At 56.0% G+C, this 15,529-nt stretch carries 11 protein-coding genes and 1 pseudogene; 6 read left to right on the forward strand and 6 right to left on the reverse strand.

The features are described 5' to 3' along the window. The 4 genes from O0881_RS00005 to O0881_RS00020 all read left to right on the forward strand — a co-directional run. On the forward strand, positions 1-2,046 hold a 2,046-nt coding region (locus O0881_RS00005), incomplete at its 5' end, for a YDG domain-containing protein (protein WP_289909441.1). Positions 2,047-2,054: 8 nt separating this feature from the next. After that, positions 2,055-3,749, forward strand: a complete 1,695-nt coding sequence (locus O0881_RS00010) for a ShlB/FhaC/HecB family hemolysin secretion/activation protein (RefSeq protein ID WP_289909442.1) — start codon at positions 2,055-2,057, stop codon at positions 3,747-3,749. Positions 3,750-3,969: 220 nt separating this feature from the next. Beyond that, positions 3,970-5,367 (forward strand): HAMP domain-containing sensor histidine kinase, encoded by a 1,398-nt coding sequence (locus tag O0881_RS00015; protein ID WP_289909443.1) that lies wholly within the window; start codon positions 3,970-3,972, stop codon positions 5,365-5,367. A gap of 7 nt (positions 5,368-5,374) precedes the next feature. Beyond that, the gene (locus O0881_RS00020) at positions 5,375-6,067 is read left to right on the forward strand and encodes a response regulator transcription factor (protein ID WP_289909445.1); all 693 of its coding nucleotides are present in this window, start codon (positions 5,375-5,377) and stop codon (positions 6,065-6,067) included. A 630-nt stretch (positions 6,068-6,697) separates the two neighbouring features. Here the strand turns inward: O0881_RS00020 and O0881_RS00025 are convergent. The 3 genes from O0881_RS00025 to O0881_RS00035 form a co-directional block, all read right to left on the reverse strand. After that, positions 6,698-7,237: a hypothetical protein gene (locus tag O0881_RS00025; protein WP_289909447.1), complete on the reverse strand. Its 540-nt coding sequence runs from the start codon at positions 7,235-7,237 to the stop codon at positions 6,698-6,700. Between the two features lie 513 nt (positions 7,238-7,750). Beyond that, positions 7,751-9,049, reverse strand: coding sequence for a glycosyltransferase (locus O0881_RS00030; protein ID WP_289909449.1), 1,299 nt, complete (start codon positions 9,047-9,049; stop codon positions 7,751-7,753). 8 nt (positions 9,050-9,057) lie between these two features. Next, complete coding sequence (locus O0881_RS00035) at positions 9,058-10,545, reverse strand: hypothetical protein (protein ID WP_289909450.1); 1,488 nt, start codon at positions 10,543-10,545, stop codon at positions 9,058-9,060. Positions 10,546-10,828: 283 nt separating this feature from the next. On the opposite strand from O0881_RS00035, the pseudogene O0881_RS00040 reads away from it, so the two are divergent. Further along, positions 10,829-10,969: pseudogene (locus tag O0881_RS00040) on the forward strand (IS6 family transposase); the annotation flags it as partial. 546 nt (positions 10,970-11,515) lie between these two features. Here the strand turns inward: O0881_RS00040 and O0881_RS00045 are convergent. After that, positions 11,516-12,739 (reverse strand): FAD-dependent monooxygenase, encoded by a 1,224-nt coding sequence (locus O0881_RS00045; protein WP_289909451.1) that lies wholly within the window; start codon positions 12,737-12,739, stop codon positions 11,516-11,518. Between the two features lie 137 nt (positions 12,740-12,876). Here O0881_RS00045 and O0881_RS00050 point away from each other — a divergent pair, with 137 nt between their 5' ends. Then, complete coding sequence (locus O0881_RS00050) at positions 12,877-13,794, forward strand: LysR family transcriptional regulator (RefSeq protein ID WP_289909452.1); 918 nt, start codon at positions 12,877-12,879, stop codon at positions 13,792-13,794. Positions 13,795-14,266: 472 nt separating this feature from the next. On the opposite strand, the gene O0881_RS00055 is transcribed toward O0881_RS00050, so the two are convergent. Both O0881_RS00055 and O0881_RS00060 read right to left on the reverse strand, forming a co-directional pair. Continuing rightward, a complete protein-coding gene (locus O0881_RS00055; protein WP_289909453.1) occupies positions 14,267-14,725 on the reverse strand; it encodes a hypothetical protein in 459 nt (152 codons plus the stop codon). 498 nt (positions 14,726-15,223) lie between these two features. Beyond that, positions 15,224-15,460: a hypothetical protein gene (locus O0881_RS00060; RefSeq protein ID WP_156894846.1), complete on the reverse strand. Its 237-nt coding sequence runs from the start codon at positions 15,458-15,460 to the stop codon at positions 15,224-15,226. Between the last annotated feature and the right edge of the window lie 69 nt (positions 15,461-15,529).

Raw genomic sequence — 15,529 nt, forward strand, 5'->3', positions numbered from 1 at the left:
CTGGGCGGCCAGGGTGCCGGCCACTTTGCAACCAAGGATGCCGGCGCCAACAAGACAGTGAACGTGTCCGGCTTCAGCCTGGGCGGCGCCGACGCGGGCAACTATGTCGTCACGCAACCGACGGGCCTGACGGCGACGATCGACAAGGCCGACCTGGCGGTGTCGGGCATCGGCGCCGCGGATAAAACCTATGATGCGAGCGCTAGCGCAACCTTGCATGGCACGGCCGGAGTCAACGCCTTGCTCAGCGACGTCGTCTCCGTCGTCGGCACGGGCAGCGGCAGCTTTGCCGACGCCAACGCCGGCACCGGCAAGACCGTCACCGTCAGCGGCTACGCGCTGACGGGGGCCGATGCGGGCAATTACAACCTGGTGCAGCCGGCCGGCGTGACGGCCACCATCCACAAGGCCGACCTGATCTTGTCGGGCGGCAAGACCTACGATGGCGGGACGTCCGTGGCGGGTGGCACGCTGACGGCCAGCGGCGTGGCGGGACAGACCTTCAGCGTCACCGGTGCCGGCGACGCGTCCAACCTGGCCAGCAAGAATGTGCAAACCGGCGCGGCGCTGGACAGCACCGCCGGCCTGGTCTTGGGCAGCAGCGGCAATGGCGGCCTGGCGGGCAACTACAATGTGCTGGGCACCGCAGGCAGCAGCTATACGGTGACCGCCAAGGGCATCACCCTGACGGGCATCAATGCCCTGGATAAAACCTACGATGCGACGACGACGGCGGCCTTGAATACCACGAACGTGGCGTATTCCGGCATGGTCGCAGGGGACAACGTCACTCTGGGCGGCCAGGGTGTCGGCCACTTTGCAACCAAGGATGCCGGCGCCAACAAGACAGTGAACGTGTCCGGCTTCAGCCTGGGCGGCGCCGACGCGGGCAACTATGTCGTCACGCAACCGACGGGCCTGACGGCGACGATCGGCAAGGCTGAGCTGCTGCTGTCGGGTATCAGCGCCATGGATAAAACTTATGATGCGACGACGACGGCGAGCCTGAATGCCACAAACGTGGCGTATTCCGGCATGATCATGGGCGACCGTGTCACGTTGGGAGGGCAGGGGGTCGGCAGCTTTGCCAGTAAGGATGCCGGCATCAATAAGGCAGTTTCCGTGTCTGGTTACATCCTGACGGGAGCCGATGCCGGCAATTACGCCGTCAAGCAGCCGACAGGCGTCACCGCGACCATACTCAAGGCCGATTTGTCACTGACGGGTGTATCTGTCGCCGACAAGGTCTACGATGCCACAACCTCGGCGGCACTGAACGGCACCGCCAGTCTGGCTGGCGTCATGGGGAACGACCTCGTCTCCCTGGGTGGTGTGCAAACTGCCAACTTCGCGGACAAAAATGTCGGTGCCAACAAATCGGTGACTATTCGCGGTTACGGGCTGAGCGGCGTTGATGCCGGCAACTACACTATCGTCGAGCGAACCGTGCTCACCGGTAACATTACGCCAGCATCGATTACGGTCAGCGGCATCACCGCGGCCGATAAAGTGTATGACGCCACCACGGGAGCCACGGTCAACACCAGCAATGCCACGCTGGCGGGCAAGTTCGGTTCGGATGTGATTACGATTGCCTCGACCGGCCAGTTCTCCGACACGGCCGTCGGCGACGGCAAGGCAGTGAATCTGAGCAGTGTTTATGGCGGGGCCGATATCGGCAACTACCGCATTACCGGACAAGAGCGCGCATTCGCCAACATCAAGGCCGCGCCTGTTGTTGTGCCAGACACGCCGGTCGTGAATGTCAGCGCCACGCAGATGCAGCAGATTCAGAGCGTGGTAACGCAAGTGCAGTCGTCCGTATTGGCGCCGCAAGCCTCGGCGCAGCCGCAAGCATTGAACTTATCGTCGACACTGGTGGTGCAGCGGACTGGCGCCGGCAGTGGCGATGCCGCGCGTGCGCAGGAAGGCACCAGCGCGCCTCCGCTCATTACCGCGACAGGATTCGGCACGCCTGCGCCGACGCTGCAAATTCAAAATGGCGGCATACAGTTGCCGCTCGTCGCCACCAGCATCACGGAATAAGAAATTACATGACCACCCTATTCAAGCAGCCCTTGTTGATGAAGCCCCTGTATGCCGCATTGTTGCTAGTACCGCTCGACGCCTATGCCGCCGATCCTCAAACGACGCCGAATGCCGGTTCGATTCTGCAGCAATTGCAACCGGCAATTCCTGCTGTCGTGAAGCCGAATGCGCCGACGCTTGAAGTCAAGCCGAAAGGCGATGCCAGCTTGCCGCCCTCGCAACCGATTCCAGTGAAAGGGTTGCGTATCGACGGCAATACCGCGTTTTCGACACAGACGCTGCACGCGCTGGTTGCCGATCAGGAGGGTAAAAGCCTGACCTTGCCGCAACTCGACGAGGTGGCTGGGCGCATCACGGCGTACTACCAGGACCATGGCTTTCCCATGACGCGGGCCATCATTCCGGTCCAGTCGATCATCGACGGCGTTATCCTCATTCAAGTCGTCGAGGCACACTACGGCAAAGTCCGGCTCAGTAATCGTAGCGAAGTCAGCGACGCCTTGCTCCATGCCAGCCTGGCTCCGCTCAGCGGCGGGCAATTGATTGCCGATGCCGAACTCAATCGTGCCTTGCTGTTGCTGTCCGATGTGCCGGGCGTTGGCGTGAACGCGATTCTCAAGCCGGGCTCGGTAGTAGGCACGGCCGATATGGACGTCGAGGCGCGCTACAACCGGGTTCCGCTGGCAAATATTGCGGTGGACAATTACGGTAACCGCTATATCGGGCGCACTCGCCTGAGCGGCAACTTTAATATCGTCAATCCGTTTCATCATGGCGATATCCTGAGCGTCAACCTCATCAGCACGGGGGAGGGCATGAATTATGGCCGGGTGGGATACGATACCTTACTCAACGGCCAGGGGACCCGGATCGGAGGAGCTTATTCTGCATTGCACTACAAGCTAGGCGGCACCGCCCGTGCGCTTGATGCCAATGGTACCGCCAAGCTTGCCAGCTTGTGGGTGAAACAGCCATTGCTTCGCACCAAGCAATACAACCTCTATGCGCAATTGCAATACGACGCTAAAAATCTGCGCGATCATGTCGATGTCAGCAGCCTGCATACCGACCGGCAATTGCATAACTGGATAGCGAGCGTGAGCGGAGACCTGCGCGATGGCCTGCTGGGTGGCGGCATGAGCATTGCAAGTCTGGGCTGGACAAGTGGGCGTGGTGGTTTTGATAATCCGTCAGCTGCAGCGGCGGATGCCGCTACCGCACGCACTGGTGGCGGATATTCGAAGTGGAATGCCAATATCGCCCGCTTGCAGGGGCTGACGCTCCGTGACTCGCTATATATCAACTTGAGTGGACAATGGGCCGACGGCAATCTTGACTCTGCTGAAAAAATGACAGCTGGTGGTCCCTATACTGTCCGCGCCTATGACAGCGGCGCGATTTCCGGCGACACCGGTTATGCTGGCACGGTGGAGCTGCGACATGAACTGGAGCCGCTGCTGCTCGGAAAATGGCAAGTGCTGGCCTTCATCGATTGTGCTTATGTCAAAGTCAACCGCCATCCCTGGACCACGGCAGAGAACAGCGCCACCCTGTCTGGCGCCGGCATCGGCCTGAACTGGGCTGGCCCCGACCAGTGGCGGGCGAGCGTTTCCGTGGCAACTCGTCTGGGTGCGGCACCGTCTATGTTGACCAAGCCGTCATCGGTGCGTGCCTGGCTGGTTGCGAGCAAGGGTTTCTGATTTTTTGACCTTTTTCGATCTGGTAAAATGTAATAAATATTTGGTTCCCTGGATATGTTGTTGCCAGTATGGAGTTGCCGCGCGAAATCATCGAAGAATGGCGACACGCGCTGCCTGTTGTATTCATTCAAAGAAAAGACGAGAGGCTGTTTCAAGCATCTGAAATGGCCTCCGCTTAAGCTGGCGAGTTTCCCATTCCTTACCCGAACAAACTGTCTCCATGGATCATCAAACAGCCAGCATCGCCTTGTCCATTACACAGTTATGTATTTCGGCAACGATGATTGGCGTCTATTTTGCCGCACCCACCGAACGTTATACGCGGCTATGGGCCATGTCTGGCCTACTGACCGCTGTCGGAATGACGGTCATTATATTTAACGCTTTCCGTCCGCCAGGCTTGATGTTAATGGTGGGGAATACTCTATTGTTTTCTGGCTGTATCGTCGTGTGGGTCGGGCTGAGAGCTTTTTTGGGGAAACAAAGAAGCCGCTGGGCGTATTTTCTCGTTGCCGTGTTTGCATGTTCGTATTTTGTATTAATAGAAAGCAAGGCGGAGTTTTCCTCCCGCGCCATTATCAGCAGTGCCAGCCTGATTCTGGTTTTTGTGCTGTGCCTGCAAACCTTACTGGCACGAAACCCGGAAGCGTCTTCCGGCAAGCTTGGTTATGCTCGAGAAATGGCGATGGTCGGTTTATTGATGCTGATTACCGCACATATTTTGCGCATCGTCATATTACTGTACAAACCTGCCGACCTCAGCGCTGCATTGATGTCCCAGATCAATATAGTCGCCGTCTATCTGGTGCCTCTCGCCGGAACCTTGTTATTTTTCCCGGCTTTGCTGCTGCTGTATTTTGAGCGCATCAAACATCAACTGTTGCTGTCATTGGAATCCAAGCAGGAAGCGCTGGAAAATCAGACACGCTTTGTAGAGATGTTTTCGCACGAATACCGTACACCACTGGCTGTCATCCGGACGAATCTGGACATTCTGCAAAATAAAGAGCGGTCCAGCGGCCGCCACTTCAGTTCCAATCTCGAAAAAATGCAGCGCGCAGTCTTGCGATTGGTTGAAGTGGCGGAAACCGCGCTGCGGAGGGATCAAAATAGCGACGGGAATACGGATATCCTCCACGAACCTATCCTCATGCCAGACTTTCTGCGCAGTGTCATCGAAGAAGCCTCCCATTTCTGGAGCGAGCGCGCGCCACGACTTGAGTTTACCTCGTCGCAACCCGTCGTCTTTCATGGGGATCGCAAGTTGCTGAAGACTGCATTCTTGAACGTGCTTGATAATTCGATCAAATATGGGCCCAAACATGGGCTTGTCAGTGTTCAGTTGAGAAAAAATAATGGTACATTGCTCCTCACCGTAGAGGATAATGGCTCCGGTATTCCGGAACATGAGCTGGATCTGGTATATGGCAAGTATTTCCGTGGCAGCCGTACCGGTTTCATCGCCGGCAGCGGCATCGGCCTGTATCTGGTACGGCGTATCATTGGGCTGCATGCAGGCAGCATACTTCTGGTGAATCGTCCTGAAGGAGGCACCTCGGCCACAATCACCTTACCTTTGCCTATAAAGGAGACGCAAAGCGGTGCCATCAAAAATTAGAGTGTTGTTGGTAGAAGATGATGAGGATTTACGCGATAGCGTGGTGGAATGGCTCGAACTGAATGGCATGCATATCGTTGCAGCCAGCAACGCGGCTGAGTTTTATCAGGTTTTGCCAAAATGCGATTGTCAGATAGCCGTGATCGATGTTGGCCTGCCAGATCAGGAAGGTTACGTACTGGCCGAATATGTACGAGCCAATACCAATATGGGTGTCATCATCCTGACCGCGCGTAGTGCGATAGAGGACAAGCTCAAAGGTTATCACTGTGGCGCAGACCAATATCTGGTCAAGCCCGTGGATTGCCGTGAGTTGTCAGCGGTGATAGTCAGTATCGCGCAGCGCGTACAGAAAACGGCCGTGGAAGTGCAGGAAACCCCGGACCGGTGGACCATTTTCTCTACACAATGGGAACTCCATCTTGCCCAGGATGCCCAGGTAGCACTCAGCCTGAAGGAATTGATGTTTCTTGAATTACTGGCAAGCAAGCCTGGTTTGCCGGTACAAAAAAAGACTATTTTAACCAAGCTGTATCAGCGCGACGACTACCATAGCGGCCGCTCGCTCGATTCACTGGTGCGTCGCCTGCGTGCAAAAATCGTCAGCCAGGCCGGCATTGATATCCCGATCCGTACCGTGCATTCAGTCGGATACTGTTTCGCTGGTGAGATTGCTATTGTGGATGGCGAGTCCAGCTGATAATTTCCCCATTTCATAGCCAAATGGAGCTTGTCAGCTGTGTCGTTCAGCGGCAGCATGTGTCAGCGATTTAGAGGGTGTAGACAAAATCAACAACGGAGTTGTGGCATGCTATCCCGATGTAGAGGGGGCATGCCATGGCAACCAAGCATTCACTTGGCAGCACTGCGTCGTCAAGCAGCGCTGACGGCAGACCAGCAACGTTAAAGCCTGAGCATATCGCAGTTTTGCACGAAATTGTGCTGGGGCGCGCCCAGGCCAGCTTGCAGGAAGTTGCCGACGAGCTTCATCACCGCTGCGGTATGCGCGTGTGCGAAGCAACGATTCGTCGTGGCCTACGCGCGTTAGGCGTCGTACGACTTAAGCCACTTCGCCGTATGCTCACGGTGCGAGCCGAGGGTGCCAAGCGCCTAGCAGAATACCCAGGTCCCAACACGATCCATCGGGTTTTCATCTTTCAACAACTATGGGGCGGGAGAGGCAAAGCAACTGGCGGCGATTCAGACTGTAGATTATTTGTTGAATGAATCGCCACGGGTCTGCTAGACACTCGCTAGCCTTTCAAAATGCCTTCGCTCGCCCTCGGAATGCAGCTCATTTCTTGTCGCTTTTGGTGCTTGCCGTTTCACATCACGGACATGCGGCATTCGCTGCGCCCCCGGTGTTGCAAGCCTTGAGGTAGGTTTGCTCCATTGCGGGCGTCAATTTACCGCCCGCCTTTGCGTTCATGAATGCTGTGCGACAAGCGCTTTGACCGTTGGCCCCCGGAACAATCGCTTGAGCGTTCATGCGTTGAACATAGCTGACCGGGTTGACGCCACAGAGCAGGGCGTTGTTTTGCGCGACAAACGCTCCGGCAGCGTTCCGGACGATATTGGTCGCCTGTTCGCAGTTGTTGGCCTGAGTACGCACTGTCAGGTGGAGAGGGGTGGGCGGGTTCACGCCATTTGGCTGGAGGCCGAAGGTCAAGTGAACGTCGGGTTGTGCGGCCGTCAATTCGCACACTTGCAGGTTTTGCGTAGCAGGGCTTAGGCTTTTGCAGAGGCCGCTGGCGGCGGCATTGCCATAAAACGCCAGCGATGGGCATCGATTTGGAGTCTGCGCCAAAGCGCAGGTGGAGGCAGACAGTAGCAAAACGATCATTGTGGCAAGACGCATCTGGGATTTCATCTTGTTCCTTTCGACTTGGTTGAATGGTTGAGTCTGGTATCTCAAATTGAGGTCTGGTTGGTAGCTCCAAGATATAAGAAGTACAAATCCAACATGTTTCTACTAAAGACAAACTATTCAAATGTAATAATATTGATTTTTTGAAAATATCGTTGATGTACATAGGTGGTGTCCCATTCGAACTGAGGACATGTACATTCTCCAGCTATCGGTGATGTTATCTGCTGATGGGATAGCCCTCTTGATCCTTTCTTTGAGCGGAAAAATCATCAATCCGGCTGCCTTGCGATCGTCCCGATTCCGGCTCAGTAAGTACGGATCGTCTTCGGTCAAGTGTGGCAGGGTGTCAAACAGCGCTGTGATTTTCGCCTCAGTGAAATTCTCCGTTTCTCCATGCCTCAGTACTGCAAATGGATCTGCTCCATTGACCATCGTTCACTAAGCGGCCTACACGTTTGCTCAGTATGAATCGGCTAGCCCGGATGCGTTCCAGCACCTGCGCCACCATTCGGATTACGAGTCATTGAAAGCGTTTAGGTAACCTCCACAGGATCCAGGCGAACCGCCCAAACGCTCAGTTGGAGGCAGCTCTTCCGGGAAAACTACAGCTCCCTCAACATTGAGAATGATCCTCAGTTGACGACCAACTTCGCTCCAGTCGAACCTAAGTTCTCTTGCGCGTTCGTATGCCGCTCGCGACATACGGCTCAACAAATCTGGCGTACTATAGAGCCGTTCTAATTCGCAAGCGACGTCATGTGCACGTACCTCCACCATGTTGCTATACTCATAAAAGACAGGCACTCTATCCGCGGGCGGCAGCAACGCAGCGGCACCGCGCCAATTTTCACGAAAAGAGGTATGGTCTGGGACGATTTGCGCAGCACCAGTAGCAGCGTGCTCAAACGTCCCTAGTCCCCAGCCTTCGCCCATAGAGGTGGTCACGCCCACCTCGCACGAGTTGTAGAGAAGATTCATCGTCTTCTCCGGCAGCGGAGTACCGTTGCTGTTTAGTTGATTGATAAGGACTTTCCCAGTTGCCCCCACTTTGCTGACTATTTTCTCGATTTGGCCACGCCCTTGCGGGCTGAGTCCGCACACATTCAAATACAAGTATGCGTCAGGTCGGTTTCGGCTAAACTCAGCAAAGCCCTCAATCGTCAGGTCGAGCCGTTTGCGATGGTAATCACGGTTTGAGTTGAGTACGATGAATGCGTCGTGCAGGTGTGGACTGTCTGGGAATAGCTTCTGTCTAACCACCGCTCGACTCTGGCTCAACTGTGAGAAGACCACGGTATCAACCCCATGGCCAAGCACGGCAATTGCCGCTGTGGATCGATGGCCAGTCTGTTCTGCAATTTCCGCCATGCGGGCTCGGGTATCCTCGGTGTAGAGGATGCAAATGTCCACCAGTTTCAGCAGGTTTAGTGGAATCGGGCTCGCGAGTTCCCCTTCCACCGGCAGGTAGAGGACAACGCTAGCCGATGCGCGATAGGGTTGAAGGGCATCCAGCAGGAATGCGACGAGAAAAGCAGGCCCCATCACGACGATGGTTCCTGGGCTAAACTCTGTGATATGACGTCTCAGCAACGTGGGGTCGATTGCGAACCGGTTCCCACATTGCGGCACCTCGCAAACGGTGATGCCAGTGGGTGCCGGTGCACCGTAGCCGCCTGCGGGGACCAAACCGAGGATGCGAACGTCGGCCTCACGCGCACATTCGAGTGCGAGCCGTTCAAGTACGCGAGTAAGGCCGGCGCCAGCCGACCAGTGCCCTACAAACAGCAATTTAGCTCCCTCACTGGCGACCATCGGTGGCTTCAGACCTGGCTGACCATGTAAGCACCAAAGTTCATAAAGTCAAACTTGCTGGTCGAACTTACATTCAGGAGATAGCTAAGGATTTTTGTCTCCTGAAAGCTGACGGCAGGTGCAGGTGGCCTTTCGTTACCAGCGGCGTAAGTCTGCATTGCAGGAAGCTTGCCATTCAGGTTAGTCAGTTGATACGACCCGTCTTGCAATGCGGTAGGGTTGTTCTTGTCTTGCGCATACACATGCCGATACAGGTGCATGTATTGTCCGTTAAAAAAATTCTGATCTGGGGTGCCAGTTGGAAACAAGACCGGAAACCCAGTGTAGCCGAACTTACTTACAAGCGTAGGCGTGACGGTGGAGGATCCGCTGAAGGTGAGCGTGATTGGGTTCGCGTCGATAGGGGTCTTAAACGTGCCATATTGGTCGTCAGAGAACACCATGTGGACGACGAGCCGTCGGTCATGAGGATCAGTGACCGATAGAGTTGCCAGCATTGCTTCCGCGTTTTCAAAAATCGATGTCGGAGCATAGTAACCTTCTCCACCAGCGTCGCCCGGCATTGCTTGGAGACCAGGGTGCAATTGCATCGCTGCCTCATAATAGGTGTACCCAGGGCCGCTGATATAAGGTGGGATAACCGCAGCGTAAGCCATTACGCCGGAATAAACGAGTGGGACAAGCCAATGGATAAACTCGGCCTCTTGAGATAGCACACATGTCTTGTAGCCACTCCATGCACTCATTGCTGCCGTATGATCATCATTAATGGCGAAGTAATTGCTGACCTCCACCAAGAGGTTCGCCGCGAGCAATTGTGCACTAACGAGCTTCATGTAATAAGCGGTGTACTGATCCACAGCTTCCCGATAATCCATTAGGCCGTTCTGGACGAGCGGAGCCACCATTGCCGACCAGAGCTGAAGCACGCCCTGACTTTGACCTCCGCCATTGAGAATAAATGCATTGATCAAGTTCATCGCATCGAGCGGCCCATTCACTTGCAGCTCCTCCATGACCGATTTCACCTGACTCCCTGAAGTATTCGCGTAATTCGCGGTAAAACCCGAGAGTATGCTGTAGTCGGAATGAATTTTATTGATTGCTGTGGTCATTTCAATATCCACTGCCTGCCACGCCTGGAAGAGCTGAGCCTGGGCAATTTTGCCAAGAACCATTTTCATCGCTTGTACTTGGCTCTGGATGAGAGCCACAGCGCTGGATAGTGCAGTCAACTGAGTTCCGATGTTTTGGATTTCTGTCGTTTGCGCCGCCAACTGACCGTTTAGCAGTGCTATGTCTGATGCCTTAAGGTTGGCGCTCTGGACGTCGGTCTGCAGCTGAACAAGATTAGCCCCGCCTGTCGACTGCTCCCCCCCGAAGAGCGTACTGAGCATGTTGCCAACGACCGGCCCAGTAACTCCCTGCACATATCCCGAAGCAGACTGCGCCAAGCTTTGGCCCATAGTACTGAGCGCATCATCAAAAAATCCCATTCTGACTTCTCCTGATAAAGACAACTTGTTTTTTAACTGAGGGGAACCATCGTCAATGCGAGCATTGCATACAATGCAAGTAGCATGCGGTCGCGATACTGGTCCAACCGTTGAACTCGCTGGCATGACTAAGGGCCACCCATAGTGAGGTATAAATATTGCCAAAAACTCTTGAATTGTCACTGGGCCAAAAATGACCGGCGTCCGTTTGGTTCTGAAGCATTAGTGCTCGTCGGCAGGCCGATCAAGTGAAACAAGGTATTTGAACGCTGGAGGAATCGACATGCCTAACGTCCAGGGGATGCGTTTTGTGATCGGCTTGATCTTGGTATGCATTCGTTGGTATGTGGCTTACCTGCGGAGCTACCGGCACATCGAAGGAATCATGGCGGAACGGGGCGTATCGGTCGCCCACTCATCGATCAAACTATGTTGCAAGGCCTGGCATATAACCCGATCTATATCGGCCCGTGCCAATCAGCAGAGGAGGGCAATGTGATCGCACGCCCCAATGCAACGCGACCAGAACGATGCGTTGGAGTACCGATCGACCTTCAAACGCCTTGACCGGCCGTGGGGGTGAAACCCAAACCGCTGGCACCGCCAACGTATCAAGTCAAAGCCGGCGCCCCTCAAGACCTCAGCTACAACGCCGCAAAGTGTTTAGTGCAACCCGCCGAAGCTCAAGCAGTTTGTGTTTGAACGCGGTAGGAGTGTCTGCCGGGCAGGGGAGATAGACAGGCCTGCCCCGATCTCGTCGGTGGATCAGGCAGCTACGAGAATGCGCACCAGGTGCCTAACAGGACACGCAGGCCATAACACGATCCATCGGGTTTTCATCTTTCAAGAAGTATGGATCAGGAGAGCCTAAGCTACTGATGGCGATTCAGTCCGAAAATGCCCGGTTCGCTCAGTAGTGAGGCGTCTCGCGGCCTGAGACGCCATGCGGTGTCTACATTGGCACAGTCTTTCAGAGGCGGTACAGACTGCCGGAGCCAACGCTGTCCACCGGCGTGCCGTCCGTGCAGCCGGCCATCGGCAAACCCTGCGCCCATCCGGCTGCCAAGGCATGCACGTCACGCAAGGGATCGGACGCCTTGGCGCGCTCATTGCGAATGCGGCAGGTTTCAGGATCAGTGGCAAACAGACCGCGCGCGAAAACGCGACCCTGCTCGGCCAGCTTCGCTGTCTTCGGCCCGCGGATCTCCGCGAAGCGCAGCAGGGCTGCGTCGAGGCAGCCGTCCGTCCCAGCCAGACACCGCGCCAGATGCCAGGCGTCTTCCAGCGCCTGACAGGCGCCCTGGCCAGATGTCGGCAACGGCGCGTGCGCCGCATCCCCCACGAGCAGTACATTGGCCCGGCTCCACACGTGCAGCGGCTCCAAGTCGTGCACGGCAATCAGTCGGATGGCATGCGCCGGTGTCGCCTGGATGATGCGTGTGACAGGCTCCGGCCATCGCGCGAACAGATCCTCAATCTCCTTCCGCATATCCGCTGCGGGCGCGGCCCCCGGCAATGGCCGTGCCTGCGCCGCCGCCCAGTAGACCAAATCCGGCCGGACTGCAACGCAACCGAAGCGATCACCCGAACCCCAATAATCCTGAATCGCGATATCGCGCACCAATGCACTCTCCGCCTGCGCCACCCCCACCCAGTTCACGAAGCCCTGATAAACTGGGGTGTTGTCCCCCGCGACGAACGCGCGTGCCACCGAGTCCATGCGGCCATCGGCGCCGATCAGCAGATCCGGACGAATGCTTACCCCGTTTTCGAACCGCGCCACGGCTTTGCCGCCAGCATCGAGGTCGATCGCCACTGCCCGATGTCCGAATTCTACCGGGATCCCGGCCTGTGCCGCATGATCCAGCAGTACCGCCTGCAAGTCCCGGCGCAAAATCGTATGGGTCGGATGTCCCATAATCCGGTCTAGCAGCGCAATATCGATGCCCCCCAAAGAATTGCCCGCGGCATCCTGGCGTTGCATGGCCACTGGCCGGCCTCCCACTGCAGCGATGTCTTGCAGCAGCCCGAGTTCCTCTAGCACAAAGCCGGCGTTGGGCCAGAGCGTAACGCCAGCCCCCATCGTCGCAGGTCCCGACCGGCGTTCATATACGCGGGGACTGTACCCCTGCTTGCTCAAGGCAAGCGCCACGCTCAACCCTGCAATGCCGCCGCCAAGTATTCCGATTTCCATGCTGAAGCTCTCCTATTCAATCCGTCCCGACGCGCCGCCGACGGCGATTCATCGGACGAGACGGCATCTTAAATTCCGCCACTGTGGAGTACTAGTATGTGAAAATGGGCAGATTTCATACCTTAATCGGGATAATCATGCGCAATGCCCTCGACCTGAATACCGTCCGTGTCTACGTGGCGGTCGTCGATGAACAAAGCTTTGCCGGCGCGGCACGCCTGCTGACCCTGCCATCCTCTAACGTCAGCCGCCACGTCGCCTCGCTGGAACGCATGCTGGGCGTCCGCCTGCTGGAACGCAGCACCCGCCATCTGCGCATGACGGAAGCTGGCAGGCTACTCTACGAACGCGCAAAACCCTTGCTCGACGCCTTACTCTCCACCAAGGAAGAGCTTGGCGCAGTGCAGCGTGAACTGCGTGGCACCCTAAGGATGTGCATGCCAGGCGAAGCACCAAGGCTGCTAGCTCCTATCCTGGCCGAATTCTGTAGCCTCCATCCCGGCATCGAACTGGAATGCGACACGCGCCTGACTGGTCTGGAAGCTCTCCGAGAAGACATGGATCTGTCCATCGTCTTCCATCGTGGGCGCCAAGATGACAGTACCTTCATCACCCGCGAACTCGCTACGCTGCCCAGCATCGTGGTCGCGGCGCCCGCCCTGCTAGCCAAAACTGGAATACCGCGCCAAGTGCGCGAACTTAGGTCATTGCCTTGCATTACGACCTTGAGTGCGTTAAAGGGCCAGCCCTGGCAGTTTCTCGACGCCACTGGCGAAATCGTGAAGGTATCCGTGCGTAGCCGCTATCGCGTTAACAGCGGAGAACTGGCATTGGCGGGCGCGCGGCAAGGCATCGGCTTTGCGATAGTGGCGGCCTATCCATGCCAGGAAGATATTGCCGCAGGCCGATTGCAGGAAGTGCCGCTGGACCTGTGCCCTGCGCCGCTGCAATTGCTTGGCGTGTACAGCCATCGTCATTCCGTGACTACGCGGGTTCGGGCTTTACTGGAATTGATACAGGTGCGGTTGGAAGGAGTCGGGAGCGGCTCAAAATGAAAATCGAGTTGAAGAACGCGGCCGAATAGCCGAATGTCTGCTCCGCATCTGCAGATTCAATCGGTCAACGCAACACTTTAACTTAAATGCATCATTGCAGAGTGGAAATGATGCGAAAGAGAACTCGAATCGGTTGCGCCGCGACACCCGAAACCCGAGATTAACGTCGCAATGCATTTGCCATGGGAACGTGAGTGCAGGAACGCGCCGAAGCCCAAGCAACTCTTGCTTGAGCGGTGTTGGAGTCTCTGCAGGGCAGGGGAGATAGACAGGCCAGACCCGGCCTCGTCGGTGGATCAGGCAGCCGCGAGATCGCACAGCAAGCGTCTGGTAGGGCGCCCGGGCCCCTCAGGCGCTCCATCGGATTTTCATCAGCCAAGAACGATGGATCATGTGTGCCGTAGGTACCTGCAGTGATTTACCCCAATGGCACCGTCTGCTTCGGCTCCCAAAGCAGACGTTTCAGCACTCATCAGGAACGCGCGGTCGCCAACGGCTTTGCGTCTGGGTATCGTGTCAAGAACGAATGAATGGTTTGTTCAGGCAGGTTGATCAGAATCGTTCCACTGCTGTCCCAACACGCGATCTCGAACAACGCACCCTTTAGTTGCGGCTCCGGTTCCGTACCGTCCCAATACTGCGGATTGTCCTCGACGTATGGCGCGGGAGCAGGTATCGGACGAAGCCCCTTAGGTACCGCGCTGAATACTGCCCAGATAAACTGGACCTCATAAGCATGCAGGAAGGCTGCAAGCTCGTCACCAGTGAACCATTGATCATCCGGCGAGAAACCTGGTGGTCTCCAGTTCGTTTCGATGTCGCTGACGTACCAGTCATAGTCCTGCGGCGCAATGTTGGCGGCCTCGAACACGTCGCGCATGTTGGTATACCAGCGGACCTGATCGGTTTTTTCCAAGATGAGATTTTTCATTTTTCCCTTTAGCCCTTGACCGTTGAAGGACCGCTTTTGGCTGCGGACTCAATTGATCAACGCAACACTTTAACTTAAATGCATCGTTGCAGAGCGGAAATGATGCGAAAGAAGAACCGAATCGATTGCTCCGCGACCCGCGGAACCCGAGATTGCGGTCGCAAGGCGTTTTGCTGCTGGAACGTTAATGCAGGAACCCGCCGAAGCTCAAGGAGCTTATGCTAGCGCGCGGCAGGAGTCTCTGCAGGGCAGGGGGATAGACAGGCCAGACCCGATCTCATTGGTGGATCAGGCAGTGACGATTTCGCGCACCAGGCGGCTGGCGGGACACCTAGCGACCCAATACGATCCATCGATCTTTCACCTTTCAAGAACTATGGAGGAGGAGAGTAAGCTACTGGCAGCGCCTCAGAGCGCTATTCGGCTTCGTCCGCTTCCTCCCCCAAAGCAGACGTCTCTTGGGTTCGCGGAAAGCAGCAAAGAATGTCCAGTGTGCATTTAACACATAATTTCATACTCGATGAATGGTTCGAGGATCATTACGCCCCAGGTGATAAACCCCGGCTCTGGTTCGCAGCAAAGGTGATATGTAGTGACATCGCTATTAAAAACTTGTTCAACTCTTGCAATATCTCCTGGGATTGGGTCGCGTTCACTTATCCAATCGCGATACGTGACTCCCTCAAGATTTATCTTTATCAGCTTGATTTTTTCACCAATTTTTAGAGTAGTCATTTACCAATCATTGTCCATGAATGTGCCATACAACGATTATATATGAGGGGACTGTGTGCTTTGGCGCAG

Origin of the sequence: Janthinobacterium sp. SUN100 (assembly GCF_030397705.1) — a bacterium.
Classification (GTDB): Bacteria; Pseudomonadota; Gammaproteobacteria; order Burkholderiales; family Burkholderiaceae_D; genus Janthinobacterium; species Janthinobacterium kumbetense.

What these genes read in the sequence shown, in the direction of transcription:
- O0881_RS00025 (WP_289909447.1), bottom strand. Translation starts at nt 7,237, where the DNA reads ATGAAATCCCAGATGCGTCTTGCCACAATGATCGTTTTGCTACTGTCT.
- O0881_RS00030 (WP_289909449.1), bottom strand. Translation starts at nt 9,049, where the DNA reads ATGGTCGCCAGTGAGGGAGCTAAATTGCTGTTTGTAGGGCACTGGTCG.
- O0881_RS00035 (WP_289909450.1), bottom strand. Translation starts at nt 10,545, where the DNA reads ATGGGATTTTTTGATGATGCGCTCAGTACTATGGGCCAAAGCTTGGCG.
- O0881_RS00045 (WP_289909451.1), bottom strand. Translation starts at nt 12,739, where the DNA reads ATGGAAATCGGAATACTTGGCGGCGGCATTGCAGGGTTGAGCGTGGCG.
- O0881_RS00050 (WP_289909452.1), top strand. Translation starts at nt 12,877, where the DNA reads ATGCGCAATGCCCTCGACCTGAATACCGTCCGTGTCTACGTGGCGGTC.
- O0881_RS00015 (WP_289909443.1), top strand. Translation starts at nt 3,970, where the DNA reads ATGGATCATCAAACAGCCAGCATCGCCTTGTCCATTACACAGTTATGT.
- O0881_RS00010 (WP_289909442.1), top strand. Translation starts at nt 2,055, where the DNA reads ATGACCACCCTATTCAAGCAGCCCTTGTTGATGAAGCCCCTGTATGCC.
- O0881_RS00060 (WP_156894846.1), bottom strand. Translation starts at nt 15,460, where the DNA reads ATGACTACTCTAAAAATTGGTGAAAAAATCAAGCTGATAAAGATAAAT.
- O0881_RS00055 (WP_289909453.1), bottom strand. Translation starts at nt 14,725, where the DNA reads ATGAAAAATCTCATCTTGGAAAAAACCGATCAGGTCCGCTGGTATACC.